Source organism: Streptomyces sp. NPDC023723 (genome assembly GCF_040639815.1).
GTDB lineage: Bacteria > Actinomycetota > Actinomycetes > Streptomycetales > Streptomycetaceae > Streptomyces.
This window is the reverse complement of record NZ_JBFAAP010000002.1, coordinates 332,172-346,664: the sequence shown is the minus strand read 5'-3', so window position 1 is coordinate 346,664 and position 14,493 is coordinate 332,172. Positions and strand designations below refer to the sequence as shown.

The following is a 14,493-nucleotide window of genomic DNA, read 5'->3' as shown; positions in this document are numbered from 1 at the left end:
GGGGTCGCTGAATCGTGGAATCTCTCATCGCGCTGCTGGTGGCAGCGCCTCTGCTCGGAGCGGCGGTGCTGCTGTGCGGCGGACGCCGGCTGGACGCCGTCGGCCACTGGCTCGGCACGCTGCTGGCCGCCGCGTCCTTCGTGATCGGCGCCGTCCTGTTCACCGACATGCTGGGCAAGGGCGGTGAGGAACGCACCCTGACCCAGCACCTGTTCAGCTGGGTCCCGGTCGAGGGCTTCCAGGCCGACGTCGCCTTCCGGCTCGACCAGCTGTCCATGACGTTCGTGCTGCTGATCACCGGCGTCGGCTCGCTGATCCACCTGTACTCGGTGGCGTACATGGAGCACGACGAGCGCCGCCGCCGCTTCTTCGGCTACCTCAACCTGTTCCTCGCGGCGATGCTGATCCTGGTCCTCGCCGACAACTACCTGCTGCTGTACGTCGGCTGGGAGGGCGTCGGTCTCGCCTCCTACCTGCTGATCGGCTTCTGGCAGCACAAGCCCAGCGCCGCCACGGCCGCCAAGAAGGCGTTCCTGGTCAACCGGGTCGGCGACATGGGCCTGTCCGTCGCGATCATGCTGATGTTCCTCTGGTTCGGCACGTTCGCGTTCGGGCCGGTGCTCGGCACGGTGGCGGAGCCGGGGCTGGCCGGGGAGGCCGGCGAGGGCAAGCTCACCGCGATCGCCCTGATGCTGCTGCTGGCCGCGTGCGGCAAGTCCGCCCAGGTGCCGCTCCAGTCCTGGCTCGGGGACGCGATGGAGGGCCCGACCCCGGTCTCGGCCCTCATCCACGCCGCGACCATGGTGACCGCGGGCGTGTACCTGATCGTCCGGTCGGCCGCGATCTTCAACGGCGCGCCGGACGCGCAACTGGTGGTCACCATCGTCGGCGCGGTCACGCTGTTGTTCGGTGCGATCGTCGGTTGCGCCAAGGACGACATCAAGAAGGCGCTGGCCGGGTCGACCATGTCGCAGATCGGCTACATGGTGCTCGCCGCGGGCCTCGGCCCGATCGGCTACGTCTTCGCGATCATGCACCTGGTGACGCACGGCTTCTTCAAGGCCGGGCTCTTCCTGGGCGCCGGTTCGGTCATGCACGGCATGGACGACGAGGTCGACATGCGCCGCTACGGCGGCCTCAGGAAGTACATGCCGGTCACCTTCGTCACCTTCGGCCTCGGCTATCTCGCCATCATCGGTTTCCCGGGCCTGTCCGGCTTCTTCTCCAAGGACAAGATCATCGAGGCGGCGTTCGCCAAGGGCGGCACCGAGGGCTGGATCCTCGGCGCCTGCGCCCTGCTGGGCGCGGCGATCACGGCGTACTACATGACGCGCGTGATGCTGATGACGTTCTTCGGTGAGGAGCGCTGGCGCACGGCGCCGTCCCCGGCCGAGCCGGACGTGGAGCCCGCCGCCGAGCCGCGCGGCGAGGCCCATTCCGGGAAGGCCGCTGCCGCGGCCGGCCCGCCGCATCCGCACGAGTCGCCGAAGGCCATGACGATCCCGATGATCGTGCTGGCTGTCGGATCGGTGGCCGGTGGCGCGTTCTTCTCCGTCGGCGACCGGTTCCTGCACTGGCTGGAGCCGATCACCGCGCACGAGCACGGCCACCCGCCGGTCGGTGCCCTGACGGTCACTCTGTCCACGGTCGCCGTGATGGTGCTCGGCGTCGCTCTCGCCTGGGCGCAGTACGGCCGTCGTCCGGTGCCGGCCGTCGCCCCGCGCGGGTCGCTGCTCACCCGGGCCGCCCGGCGCGACCTGCTCCAGGACGACTTCAACCACGTCGTCCTGGTGCGCGGCGGCGAGCACCTCACGCGCTCCCTGGTCTACGTCGACCACAGCCTGGTCGACGGCGTCGTCAACGGCACTGCGGCCTCGGTCGGCGGTCTGTCGGGGCGGCTGCGCAAGGTGCAGAACGGGTTCGCGCGCTCTTACGCGGTCTCGATGTTCGGCGGTGCGGCGGTCCTCGTCGCCGCGACCCTGCTGATGAGGGCGGTCTGATACCGATGTCCTTTCCTTTGCTGACAGCGACAGCGGTGCTGCCGGCCGTCGGGGCGATCGCGACGGCCGCCGTGCCGGCCGCGCGGCGCACCGCGGCCAAGTGGCTCGCGCTGCTGTTCTCGCTGGCCACGCTGGTCCTCGCGATCGTCGTCCTGGTCCGCTTCGACCCGGACGGCGACCGCTACCAGCTCACCGAGTCGCACTCCTGGATCGCCGACTTCGGGGTCCGCTACGAACTGGGCGTGGACGGCATCGCGGTGGCGCTGATCGCGCTGACCGCGCTGCTGATCCCGTTCATCGTGCTCGCCGGATGGCACGACGCGGACCCGCTGGAGACCGGCAGCAGCCGGTGGCGGCCGACGCAGGGCTTCTTCGCGCTGATCCTGGCCGTCGAGGCGATGGTGATCATCTCCTTCGAGGCCACCGACGTCTTCCTCTTCTACATCTTCTTCGAAGCCATGCTCATCCCGATGTACTTCCTCATCGGCGGCTTCGGGGACCGGGCCCACCAGCACGGCGAGCAGACGGCGGCCACGCAGCGCTCGTACGCGGCGGTGAAGTTCCTCCTCTACAACCTGGCCGGCGGTCTGATCATGCTGGCCGCGGTGATCGGGCTGTACGTGGTCGCCGGGAACTTCTCGCTCCAGGAGATCGCCGAGGCGCGGGCGAGCGGCTCGCTCGACATGGCGACCAGCACCGAACGCTGGCTGTTCCTCGGGTTCTTCTTCGCCTTCGCGGTGAAGGCGCCGCTGTGGCCGCTGCACACCTGGCTGCCCAACGCCATGCAGGAGTCCACCGCCCCGGTCGCCGTGCTGATCACGGCGGTCGTCGACAAGGTGGGCACCTTCGCGATGCTCCGCTTCTGCCTCCAGCTCTTCCCCGAGGCCAGCAAGTGGGCGACGCCGGTCATCCTCGTCCTGGCGCTGATCAGCATCATCTACGGGGCGCTGCTCGCGGTCGGCCAGCGGGACATCAAGCGGCTGGTGGCGTACGCGTCGATCTCGCACTTCGGCTTCATCGTCATGGGCATCTTCGCGATGACCAGCCAGGGCCAGTCCGGCGCGACGCTGTACATGGTCAACCACGGCATCTCGACCGCCGCGCTGATGCTGGTGGCCGGCTTCCTGATCTCCCGGCGCGGTTCGCGGCTCATCGCCGACTACGGCGGGGTGCAGAAGGTCGCCCCGGTACTCGCGGGCACCTTCCTGATCGGCAGCCTGGCCACCTTGTCGCTGCCGGGCCTGGCGCCCTTCGTCAGCGAGTTCCTGGTGCTGGTGGGCACGTTCACGCGCTATCCGGTGATCGGCATCATCGCGACCTTCGGCATCGTGCTCGCCGCGCTCTACACGCTGGTCCTCTACCAGCGGACGATGACCGGCCCGGTGAAACCCGAGGTCGCCGCCATGCCCGACCTGCGGGTGCGTGAAGTACTGGTCGTCGCGCCACTGGTCGTGCTGCTGATCTTCCTGGGCGTCTACCCGAAGCCCGTCACGGACATCGTCGACCCGGCGGTCAAGCAGACCATGTCCGACGTACAGAAGAAGGACCCCAAGCCCGAGGTGGAGGCGGCCAAGTGAGCGCAACAGCCGTCCACAGCCTGTGGACAACGGCGGCCGACCCGATCTCCAAGATCGACGCGCCGAAGATCGAATACGGGCAGCTGTCGCCCGTCCTGATCGTCGTCGGAGCGGCGATCGTCGGAGTACTGGTCGAGGCGTTCGTACCGCGCAGGTCGCGCTACTACGCCCAGATGTTCGTCGCCGCCGTCGCGCTCGTCGCCGCCTTCGCCGCGGTCGTCGCGCTCGCGGCGGGCGGCTACGGCACGACCAAGGCGCACATCGCGGCGATGGGCGCGATCGCCGTCGACGGACCGGCCCTGTTCCTCCAGGGCACCATTCTGCTGGCGGGCCTGGTCGGCCTGTTCACCTTCGCCGAACGGCGGCTCGACCCGGCGGCGCACGGCAACCGGGTGGACTCCTTCGCCGCCCAGGCCGCGTCCGTGCCGGGCAGCGAGAGCGAGCAGAAGGCGGTGAAGGCCGGCTTCGCCACCACCGAGGTCTTCCCGCTGCTGCTCTTCGCGGTCACCGGCATGCTGGTCTTCCCCGCGGCCAACGACCTGCTGACGCTGTTCGTCGCCCTGGAGGTGTTCTCCCTCCCGCTGTACCTGATGTGCGCGCTGGCCCGCCGCAAGCGGCTGATGTCGCAGGAGGCCGCGGTCAAGTACTTCCTGCTCGGCGCGTTCGCCTCCGCGTTCACCCTGTTCGGCATCGCCCTGCTCTACGGCTACTCCGGTTCCATGTCCTACGGCACGATCGCGCGGGTCGTCGACGGGTCGATCACGGAGGTCACCCCGGCGCTCGCCGACACCATGGGCAACGACGCGCTGCTGCTGGTCGGCGCCGCGCTGATCGTCATGGGCCTGCTGTTCAAGGTGGGCGCGGTGCCGTTCCACATGTGGACACCGGACGTGTACCAGGGCGCGCCGACGCCGGTGACCGGTTTCATGGCGGCGGCCACCAAGGTGGCGGCCTTCGGCGCGTTGCTGCGCATCCTCTACGTCGTCCTGCCCGGCCTGCGCTGGGACTGGCGGCCGGTGATGTGGGGCGTGGCGATCGTCACCATGCTGGGCGGCGCGATCGTCGCGATCACCCAGACCGACATCAAGCGGCTGCTGGCGTACTCGTCGATCGCGCACGCCGGGTTCATCCTCGCGGGCGTCATCGCGACCACCCCGGACGGCGTCTCGTCCGTCCTCTTCTACCTGGCGGCGTACTCGTTCGTCACGATCGGCGCGTTCGCGGTGGTGACACTGGTGCGCGACCCGGGCGGCGAGGCGACGCACCTGTCCCAGTGGGCAGGGCTCGGCCGCCGGTCGCCGCTGGTGGCGGCGGTCTTCGCGGTGTTCCTGCTGGCCTTCGCGGGCATTCCGCTGACCTCGGGTTTCGCCGGCAAGTTCGCCGTGTTCAAGGCGGCGGCGGAGGGCGGCGCGGCCCCGCTGGTGGTGATCGGCGTGATCTCCTCGGCGATCGCGGCGTTCTTCTACATCCGGGTGATCGTGCTGATGTTCTTCAGCGAACCCCGGCCCGAGGGCCCGACCGTCGCCGTGCCGTCGCCGCTGACGATGACGGCGATCGGGGTGGGGGTGGCGGTCACCCTGGTGCTGGGTGTGGCGCCGCAGTACTTCCTGGATCTGGCGGGACAGGCGGGAGTCTTCGTGCGCTGACCTGCCTTCTGCCGCGGCTGTGGCCCGGTGCCCCTCGCGGGGGTACCGGGCCACGGTGCTACGCGGGGCCGCGGCGCGGCTTGATACCGGTGAGGTCGAGGTCCAGCGGGAAGGGGGCGGCCACCTTCATCCGCTCGCGGAAGATGCCGACGCTGGTGTAGGCGCCAGTGGTGGGCTCCAGCTCGACGGCGTGCACGACGGCGAGGCCCTTCTCGTTCTCCACCCGCCAGTAGTGGGGGATGCCGGCGCGGGCGTACTTCAGCGGCTTGGTCTCGCGGTCGCGGGAGACGGACTCGGCGGCGACGACCTCGACGGCCAGCAGCACGGATGCGGCGGGACAGCGGGTCTGCTCCGGGTCCTCGACCACCTCGCCGCTCACCACGATCACGTCCGGCTCGGGCCGGTTCTGCCGGTCGATGTCGATGGTGAACTCGCGCACGACCTCGAATTCCGCCGGGGCGAGTGACTGCAACTGCCAGGTGAAGAAGTCGACAGCGCGTGAATGGAAAAGCGTCTGCGGACCCACGAAGACGAGACTCCCGTCGATCAGTTCCGTGTGCGGAGGAAGATCCGGGAGGCGGTCCAGGTCGTCGGCGGTCCAGCCGCCTTCCGGCGGGGTCGGCCAGCTGGGCTTGGACGCCTTCGGTGCGCCGCTCATCAGTGCTCCGGGCGTGAGTAGTTGCGGTACAGAAAGTGCCGTTGAGATTGATCTTGCTGGAGTCGGCCTACCTCGTCGACGCTTCGAGCTGACGCGGCACGGCGCCAGCGCGCAGCTCGCGCAGGTCCGGGATGTGGTTGTAGAGGGTGCCCGGGGAGACGCCCAGCAGCTTGGCGATGGAGGTGATCGAGCGACCAGGGTCGGGCAGTAGATCGCGAGCGGCGCGGATGACTTCCTCGGTGACGACGCTCGGGCGCCCGCCGACCCGGCCACGCTCGCGGGCGGCGGCCAGGCCCTCGTTGGTGCCGATGACGATGAGTTCGCGGATGAACTCGGCGAGCGCGGCGAAGACGTGGAAGACGAGCCGGCCGCCGGGGGTGGTGGTGTCCAGGTTCTCGTGCAGCGAGGTGAAGCCGATCCCGCGCTCGCGTAGTTCGGCGACCATGTTGATGAGGTCCTGAAGGCTGCGGCCGTAGCGGTCCAGACTCGGGACGACGAGGGTGTCCCCAGGGTCGAGGAAGGCGTGGCACGCCTTCAGTTCGGGGCGGAGCGCGTTTTTGCCGGACTTCTTGTCCGCGAAGATCTTCCGGCACCCGGCGGCGGCAAGCGCGTCGAGCTGCCGCTCCAGCTTCTGCCCGCTGGTCGAGACTCGCGCGTACCCGATCTTGATCTCGGTGCGGACGAGTGGTTCGGCGACGAGGAGGCCAGGTTCGGTCGGTTCGAGGGCGGTCATGGCCCCGGATCATGTCAGAAAACGGTGGTTCGGGGTTACTGAATGACCCAGGTTTTTGAAGGGTTTTTTGAAGGCCCTGCAGGGTTCAGACGGTCTCGCAAAGCCATCTTCAGAAAACGAAGGTTTGTTGAAGCCGTCGGCGATCAGGAGCCCAGCAGGACCCGATGTATGCCACACCACGGGTCATCGCGTCATGGCTGCGGACACCGGGTAAGCGCCGCTGATGAGTTGTGCGCACTTCGGTCGCGGCGGCGCGTGAGAAGCAGGAGGACGAGTGAGGCGGCGACTCCTGCGGCCGCGATCAAAGGCAACTGAGTCAGAGTGTGCGCCGCGACAAGACCACCTCCTCCCGCCCCGATAGCGATGGCGATTTGCATGACCGACTGGTTGAGGCTCAGTAGCACGTCGTGCGCTTCGGGGGCGAGAGAGGCTACACGGATCTGCTGGGCGGAAGTGCTCGCCCATGCGGCGGCGCCCCAAAGCAGAATCCCGGCTACCGCGCTGCCCGTTGCAGCCCCGACTACCGGGAGGGTGACAAGCACGAGCACGTGGAGAGCCTTGGTTGTGGTCAGTGTCCGATGAGGTCCGACGCGGTCCGTCAGGAATCCGCCGAGTTGTATGCCGGCAATACTCGCGATGCCGAAGAGGAGCAGGGTGAGGCTCACTGCTTCACCGTCCAGTTCGACGACGCTGAGCAGGTATGGCGCGAGATATGTGTTCAGTACCGCGTAGCCGCCGAGCCAGAGAAATGTGACCGTCAGGCCGAGGATGGTGCGCGCGTTGGCGAGCAGGCTGAGTTGACGACGAAGCGGCACAGGGGCATGAGGGGCGGTACGGGGAAGGGCCATCCATACTATTCCCGCCACGAGTATCGCCAGTGCGGCGTTGAGGGGAAAGATCGTTGTCCAGTCCCAGTGTTCGGCGATGGTGCGTCCGGTCGGCACTGCAAGGACCAGGGAGGCCGTGATGCCCATCACGACGGTCGAGACCGCGCGTGCGCGGCGCTCGGCAGGCGCGAGGCGTACCGCGAGGCCCAGTGCTGTGACGACGATGAGACCGGTACTCGCTGCCATGACGACCCGGAGGGCCGCGATCGTCAGGAGGGTGGGGCTCTGCCAGGACGCGATGTTCGTGGCCGCGAAGACGAGCAGAGCTGCCGATATGAGGAGGCGCCGTTCGACTTGAGCCGTCATCACGACAAGAACGGGCGTCAGCAGCCCATACGCGAGAGCGAAGACGGTGACGAGCTGGCCTGTGGTCGCCTCACTGACTCCGAGCCCTTGGGCGACGAGGTCGAGCTGTCCCGTCAGGACGTATTCGGCGACTCCGGCCGTGAACGTTGCACAGGAGAGCACGGCAGTGATCAGCGCGGGACGGTGTCTTCCCGGGTTTCCAGGGTTGTGCATGGTGCTCAATTTCATTTCGCTGAGGAGTGCTTGGAGAGCGCCCGCCGGGCGCTGGTGGGGTCGAGGGGGCCTCGTGGCTGTGCGGAGCCAGATCGTTCGTTCAGGCACGAGGCCCTCGCCGTGCCGGGCCGCTTCAGATCGCCGACCTCGGCGGCCGGGTGCGGTTACTGGTGCGTGGCCAGGAACGGCAGGAGGACGTCGGCCATCTCGTCGGGTACTTCTTCTGCGAGGTCGTGGCCGGCGTCGAACACGTGTCCGGTGACGTCGTGGGCCATGAGCCGCATCTGGGACTCGTTGCGGTCGCCGATGAACGCGGATCCACCGAGCGCCAGGACCGGGATGTCCAGCTTCTTCTGCGCGGCCTGCCGGTTCTGTTCGGCGTCCACGAGCATCGCCCGGTAGACCGAGAGCATCGCGCGGATCCCGCCGGGCATGGAGTAGCAGCGCACGTATTCGTCGACCGCCTCGGGGGTGGCGCTGTCGGGCCGGCTGCGCTCGTACTTGATCATGTAGGTGATGAGCTCGCGCTCGTGACCGGCGATCAGCATCTCGGGTACGTCCGGCTGGAAGTAGAAGCCCAGATGCCACAGGTGCATGCCGCTGGAGACGTTCTCGGGGGTGAGGGCCGTGTGGTCCTCGAAGCCGAACCCGGGGAACAGTGCCTCGGCGAACACGAGAGCCGTGACGTGGTCGCGGTGACGGGCGGCGAGCTGGTAGCCGATCACCGCTCCCCAGTCCTCGCCCGCCACGGCGTATGTCTCGTGTCCGAGGTGGGTCATCAGCTCGGCGATGTCGTCGCTCATCGTCGCGGAGTCGTAGCCGCCGGACGGGCGGGCGGAGTCGCCGAGACCGCGAAGGTCCGGGACGACGACGGTGTAGTGGGGCGTCAGCTTCGGGACGAGGTGACGCCAGTGGTAGCTGGTCTTGGGCACGCCGTGCAGGAGCACCACCGCGGGGCCGGACCCGGCCGTGCGGTAGTGCAGACTCGTTCCGTTGACGGCGGCTCGGCCCGTGCGGACGGGCGTTCCGTCATGGTCGAACATCATGTTTTTCCAACTTCCTGGTGTACTTCGCGATGTGGGTGTCAGTGGGCTTGCGGAGGGTCGACGAGGGTCACTAGATGGCTCGGTCCGCTGCCGCCGGGGGGCGTCAGAACGGCGGGACGGCCGGCGGGGCGCAGGATGACGTTCTCCGGGTAGAGCCGGCCGAGCAGGGCCAGTACGACGAGGTCGTCCTGACCGGTGGCGTCCAGGACGACGTCGCCGCTCTGCGTCCACACCAGTCCCGGCGCGCGCAGCGCGGACCAGGCGTCGGCGGTGCCGGATGCGTCGCCTGCGGCGGGGTCCTCACGCTGGGTGAAGCGGTGGCCGCGCAGGGCTTGGCCGAGGTCGACGTGGGCGGTGGTGCCGTCGTGGGTGACCTCGATGTGGGCGGTGCAGGCCCCGTCGGCGACCGGCGCGGTGAGGGTACGGGCAGTGAGCGGGCCGGATGTGGTGGTGGCGGGCGGCAGGTCCTCGACGAGGGTGCGGGGTGCGGCGTAGTAGTCCTGTACCTCGGGGACATACGTGGCGGCTTCACCGACGGCCGGGTCGGGGCGCCAGGTCAGCAGGTGCCGGGGTGCGGTCAGGGGCGGCTGGCCGAGGACGGCGGGCAGGGCGGTGCCGCCGCCCGCGTCGAAGCCGTAGCCGGCCGGGCCGGAGGCGCCGGTGACGACTTTGCGGGCGAAGGCCACGATGCTGGTGTGCCGGATCTGCCGGACCAGGAGTTCGGTGAGGAACGCGTCGCGGGCCGGTTCGGTGTGCCGTAGTCCGGTCGGGGTGATCAGGAGCGGGACGTCCTGCCAGTTGGTGAAGGGCAGCAGGGCGTCGCGCAGCAGGACGATCTGGTGGAGCCACTCGTTGTAGAGCTGCATCGTGACCGGTCCACCGCGACGTCCGCGGAGCAGATCGGCTGCGGGAAGGGTGAGCAGGTGGCCGTAGCAGTGGCTGCGGACGACCAGCGGGCCGGCGGGCAGCGGTACCGGACCGGTGAGCAGCCTCTCCAGCGCCTCGGTGGACCAGGAGACGAGCTCCTGGCCGATCGCCTCGGCCTGCGCGCCCAGTTCGCGCGCTGCCGAGGCACTGTCCGGGCCGAGGGACAGCGGGAGGGAGGTCTCCCGGGTGCCGAGGGCAAGTGTCGCGCGGATTTGGTCCTCCAGCACCTCGCTGTCGGCGCTGGTGAGGGCGTTGTCGTCGATGATGCCCTGTAGCAGCGGCTCGGTTGCGGTGAAGAAGTCGCGGGCGGTCAGGGTGGTGCCGTCCGCGGGGAAGGTGTTCCAGCGGCTTCCGCCGAGAGCGGGCGTACTCGGGGCGGGTGCGGGGGGCATGGGGCCTCCGAAGTCTTCGATTGAAGCGGGGTGGGGTCGCCGGATCCCGTGTCCGAGCGGGCACCGGCTACTTTTCTGGATCGTTTGATACAGATTCCGGGCATGAAAAAGTCAGTCGAGGGCGGCCAGCGCGACCTCCACAAGGGGTTCGAGGGCGCGGACGTCTGGCGTGATCTTCGAGGAGACCAGCAGTCCGTTGAGGAAGGTGACGAGGAAAGCGGCAAGGGTGTGCGGGTCGTGCCGCTTCGCGATCTCACCCCGCTCCGCCGCGACCCGCAGCACTTCGGCGAGCGCGGCCCGACTGGCGTCCTGCATGTCGCGCACGGTGCGCCGGGTTGCTGCATCCTCCGGCAGGCGCTCGCAGGCGGCATTGACCGCCAGGCAGCCCCGGCCGTTGTCCTCCACGGCGATCCGGACCCGCTCGGCCAGCATCGTGCGGATCGCCGACCGGGCGTCCGCCCCCTCCTCCAGACTGCGCAGGGCGGCCGCCGCGAGGGTGGTGCGGTAGTGCTCCAGCGCCGCCCGGTACAGGCCGTCCTTGTCGCCGAACGCGGCATACAAGGACCCCTGCCCGATCCCCAGGTGCCCGGTCAGGTCGCGTACTGAGGTGGCCTCGTAGCCGCGCGTCCAGAACAGCTCCATCGCGCGGCTCACCGCCGCCTCGGTGTCGAACTCCCGGGTTCTTGCCATGACCCCACCGTAACCTATCTGGATCGTTCGCTCAAGAAACGAGGCTGTGGCCGCCTGGCCATTCGCTGCCTGCAGGCCGGCCTCACGGCTACTCGTCGTCGGCGTCCTCGGCGGTGTCCGGGTCGCGCAGCGGGCGCAGGCGCTGCCCGGGGCCGCTGGATTTGATGTTGAAAAAATAGCGGCCCAGGAAGTTGATGTGCCGGTCCTTGAGCGGGGAGAGCCGGGCGACGTCCTCGTCCTTGATGTCGTGGCCCTCCGCGCGGAGCCGGGCGACAGTCGCGTCCAGGTAGCGCGTATTCCATAGCACCACGGCATTGAGGACCAGGCCGAGGGCGGCGAGCTGGTCCTCCTGTCCCTCGCGGTACGCCTGGCGGATCTGGCCCCGGCCACCGTGGCAGATCGCGCGGGCGAGGCGGTGGCGGGACTCCTGCACGGTCAGCTGTCGGTTCATCAGGCGGCGGTAGGTGTCGTCCATCGGGGCGACCATGGCAAGCAGGTGCATGGTCTTGTCGATCCACCCATATTCGGCGAACGCGGCACCGAGTGGGGTGGGGTGGCCCTCGCGGCCGAACATCCGCAACAGGTCGTAAGCGCGGACCTGGTTGGTGATGAGCGATCCTGCCACGCGGAGCATGTCCGGCCAGTACGTGGCGATCCGCTTGAGGTTGACCTTGTTGCAGGCCACGGCCTCCAGCGGCCCGTACCCCGCGGTCGGCTCCTCGCCGCCGGGCAGGTCGGCCCGCCAGAACCGCTGGTCGGCCAGGTCGCGGAAGCGCGGGGCGAAACGGAAGCCGAGCATCTTGTACAGGCCGAAGGCCATGTCGCTGTACGAGGCGTTGTCGGTCGCCACCATCTCCGGCTTCACGCCGCCGTCGAGGTTCAGCAGGGTGTCCAGGGTGTAGAGGCTGTCGCGCGGGGTGCCGCGCACGACCATCGCGCCGATCCCCGCGACCTGGTCATTGACGGCGTTGAGCCAGGTCACGCCGCGTTTGTAGCCGTAGTACTTTGGCGAGGGCCCGGTGTTGATGCTCTTGACGGGGACGACGAACCGCAGGCCGTCTACGGAGGCGAGTAGCCCGCCGCCCCACATCCGGGCCAGCTCGATGCGGGACTGGGCGGCGATCAGCGCGGCGTTCGCCGCGGCGAGGGTGTCGGCGCGCACGTAGTTCTGGTCGACGTGGGACAGCCGCGAGCGGGTCAGCGCCTTGCTCTCCGGGTCGATGACCGGGGTCAAGCCGATGTTGCAGCTCTGCGACACCAGCAGCGCGACCAGGGAGACGAGCAGGCCCTCCATACGGGTGCGCCGGTCCGAGACGTGGCCGAAGGAATCGAGGAAGCCGGTCCAGGAGTGGACCTCGAACAGCAGGTCCGGCAGGTCGATCCTCGGGAGCATCGCCTCCGTGGTGGTCTTCAGCCAGGTCAGAGACTCCGGCTCACCCACCGCGCCGAGCTTGTCCACCGACAGCCGGGCCCGGCCGCCGCCCTCGGGAACGACGACCTCCACCTTCGCGTCGTCCCCGGCCTCCTCCAGGCGGTCGGCCATCTGCCGCCACGCCGCGTCCAGTCCTCGCGTGAGCTGGGCCAGATGCTCGCCCGCGTCCTCGGTCAGGGACAGGCCCGCCAGCACGTCCGCGCGCATTGCCTCCCACCGGGCCCCGTCCAGCAGCCGGGCGCGCGGGTCGGCCCACCGGTTCGACGGGGCGGCGAACACGTCGCGCCGGTTCAGCGCGCGGTGCAGTTGCTCCAGCACGCACACCACGTACGCGTCCCGGTCGACCGCACCCTGGAGCAGCTTGGTGTTGGAGAACACCGCCCGCTTCCACATGGCGGGCACCAGCTCGGCGTCGACCTCGCGGGGCAGCAACGGCCGGTCCTTGACCCTCCGGCGCGAGAGCGCGGGCAGGCGGCGCACCGCCTTCAACAGGCGCCGCCCGGCCGGGGCGGCACCCAGCGCGTCCGACTCGCCCAGCAGGGCCAGGAAGGGGCGCACGGTGTTGTAGCGCAGGGCCAGCTTCTCGCGCATCGCCGCCTCGGCCGACCCGTCGTCCTCGGGCACCAGGGCCTCGACGGTCGCCACCGCGCCGGCCACCACCGCACGCGGCACGGCCTCCTCCACAGCCGCCCACAGCGCGGCAACGTCCAAGTCTGCGTCGTTCTCGGCAACCAGGTCCAGCTCCTCGGTGAGGATCTTCGACGCCTTCGCCAGGATGCGCGCGGCCTTCTCCAGCTGCGGCAGCGTCGCCAACCGCTCCCGCTCCGACGCTCTGCGTGCCGGGCTGATCAGCCGGTTCGCCATCAGCACCGCGAACAGATCCAGCGCGTCATCGACCGCCTGAGCCTCCAGCTGACGCACCACCGCCGTCAACAGCGCGGTGCGTCGCGGCTCCGGTGCCCGCTCGATCGTCTGCGCCTTGCTCAACTGCCCGTACCGGGCCAGCGTGGACAGCCGGTTCACCGGCACCCGCGACAGGTTCACCCGCCCGAGCGCAAACGCGGAGATCTCCTCTACTCGCTCCATCGCGCGCACATCGCGGTGCCCGTCGTCTTCACCGGCGGCGTGCGCAGCCGCTCCAGCTCCGAGACCCGCTTGCCCTCCGGCACCGCCAGCAGCTCCGCCAGCGCAGGCGCGAGCGCGGGATCGGCCCGGTGCGCGGCGCGGGCCACCGCCTCGTACAGGCGCCGCTCGGCTGCCGAAGGGGCCTCCGACACCTGCCGTGCCAGCACGTTCACCCCGGGCAGCAGCACCCGGTTCTTGCGCAGCCACGTCACCGCGTGGTTGAACAACGCCACTGGCCCCTCCGCGTGCGTCCACGCCCGCCCGTACAGGAAGCCGCAGAACTCCCGCCCCCACTTCCGGTCGGTGAAGTCCCGGTACTTGAACCGCTCCTGGATGTCCGCCGCGCGCTCGTACGGTGTCCTGCGCCGCTCCGGGTACCGCTTCACGCACGAGGCGTCCGCGATGCCGAGCTGCCCGGCCAGGTACTCCACGGCCTCCCACGGCACCGCGAGCGGGTCCTCACCCAGAAACCGGCCGACGTAGCGGACCGTGCAGATCTGCACCGCCATCCCCAGCCGGTGCGCGTCCGTACGACGGAGCGCGATCAGATCACGGTCGTCGTCATCGAGGAAGAAGAACCGCTCCAGCTCCGGGCGCGTGGGCACCTCCGTGAACGTCCCATACGCCTCGGCCTGCTCATCAGTCAGAAACTCCACCGGCACGATCCGGACCGTAGCCAGCACCGACAACCATCCGGCGATCTTTCCGAGAACCCCGGCGGCACCCCCGGTAGATGTGCTAGCTGACCATGATCAATCTCAGCGGCAGTTTCTGTACCGCAACTACTCACACCCGTGCTCCCATGCGACGGAGTCTCGCGGGCGCATTCAGACTATCGGCCGGAAACGGGCAGGTCTCCCG

Annotated in this window: 9 protein-coding genes and 1 pseudogene; 3 read left to right on the top strand and 7 right to left on the bottom strand. The window is 69.3% G+C overall.

Annotated features, from left to right (window positions below):
• Positions 1–14: 14 nt before the first annotated feature.
• Genes nuoL through nuoN form a run of 3 tightly spaced genes read left to right on the top strand, consistent with a single transcriptional unit; the run spans position 15 to position 5,223 of the window.
• The gene (nuoL, locus tag AB0G32_RS04400; RefSeq protein ID WP_361157896.1) at positions 15–2,000 is read left to right on the top strand and encodes an NADH-quinone oxidoreductase subunit L; all 1,986 of its coding nucleotides are present in this window, start codon (positions 15–17) and stop codon (positions 1,998–2,000) included.
• 5 nt (positions 2,001–2,005) lie between these two features.
• A complete protein-coding gene (locus tag AB0G32_RS04395; protein ID WP_361157893.1) occupies positions 2,006–3,577 on the top strand; it encodes an NADH-quinone oxidoreductase subunit M in 1,572 nt (523 codons plus the stop codon).
• Positions 3,574–5,223 (top strand): NADH-quinone oxidoreductase subunit NuoN, encoded by a 1,650-nt coding sequence (gene nuoN, locus AB0G32_RS04390; protein ID WP_361157890.1) that lies wholly within the window; start codon positions 3,574–3,576, stop codon positions 5,221–5,223. The genes AB0G32_RS04395 and nuoN overlap by 4 nt, the downstream gene beginning before the upstream one ends.
• A gap of 58 nt (positions 5,224–5,281) precedes the next feature.
• Here the strand turns inward: nuoN and AB0G32_RS04385 are convergent, their stop codons facing one another.
• From AB0G32_RS04385 to AB0G32_RS04355, 7 genes and pseudogenes are all read right to left on the bottom strand, one after another.
• Complete coding sequence (locus AB0G32_RS04385) at positions 5,282–5,881, bottom strand: Uma2 family endonuclease (protein WP_361157887.1); 600 nt, start codon at positions 5,879–5,881, stop codon at positions 5,282–5,284.
• A gap of 67 nt (positions 5,882–5,948) precedes the next feature.
• Complete coding sequence (locus AB0G32_RS04380; protein WP_361157885.1) at positions 5,949–6,614, bottom strand: recombinase family protein; 666 nt, start codon at positions 6,612–6,614, stop codon at positions 5,949–5,951.
• Positions 6,615–6,805: 191 nt separating this feature from the next.
• Positions 6,806–8,035, bottom strand: coding sequence for an MFS transporter (locus tag AB0G32_RS04375; protein WP_361157882.1), 1,230 nt, complete (start codon positions 8,033–8,035; stop codon positions 6,806–6,808).
• 149 nt (positions 8,036–8,184) lie between these two features.
• Entirely contained in the window at positions 8,185–9,066 is an 882-nt protein-coding gene (locus AB0G32_RS04370) for an alpha/beta hydrolase (RefSeq protein ID WP_361157880.1), read from the bottom strand.
• 38 nt (positions 9,067–9,104) lie between these two features.
• Positions 9,105–10,385 (bottom strand): hypothetical protein, encoded by a 1,281-nt coding sequence (locus AB0G32_RS04365; protein WP_361157878.1) that lies wholly within the window; start codon positions 10,383–10,385, stop codon positions 9,105–9,107.
• A 111-nt stretch (positions 10,386–10,496) separates the two neighbouring features.
• Entirely contained in the window at positions 10,497–11,075 is a 579-nt protein-coding gene (locus AB0G32_RS04360; RefSeq protein ID WP_361157875.1) for a helix-turn-helix domain-containing protein, read from the bottom strand.
• Positions 11,076–11,163: 88 nt separating this feature from the next.
• Positions 11,164–14,294: pseudogene (locus tag AB0G32_RS04355) on the bottom strand (Tn3 family transposase).
• Between the last annotated feature and the right edge of the window lie 199 nt (positions 14,295–14,493).

Coding starts and splice junctions, on each gene's coding strand:
- AB0G32_RS04395 (WP_361157893.1), top strand. CDS start 2,006: ATGTCCTTTCCTTTGCTGACAGCGACAGCGGTGCTGCCGGCCGTCGGG.
- AB0G32_RS04385 (WP_361157887.1), bottom strand. CDS start 5,881: ATGAGCGGCGCACCGAAGGCGTCCAAGCCCAGCTGGCCGACCCCGCCG.
- AB0G32_RS04380 (WP_361157885.1), bottom strand. CDS start 6,614: ATGACCGCCCTCGAACCGACCGAACCTGGCCTCCTCGTCGCCGAACCA.
- AB0G32_RS04375 (WP_361157882.1), bottom strand. CDS start 8,035: ATGAAATTGAGCACCATGCACAACCCTGGAAACCCGGGAAGACACCGT.
- AB0G32_RS04370 (WP_361157880.1), bottom strand. CDS start 9,066: ATGATGTTCGACCATGACGGAACGCCCGTCCGCACGGGCCGAGCCGCC.
- AB0G32_RS04365 (WP_361157878.1), bottom strand. CDS start 10,385: ATGCCCCCCGCACCCGCCCCGAGTACGCCCGCTCTCGGCGGAAGCCGC.
- AB0G32_RS04360 (WP_361157875.1), bottom strand. CDS start 11,075: ATGGCAAGAACCCGGGAGTTCGACACCGAGGCGGCGGTGAGCCGCGCG.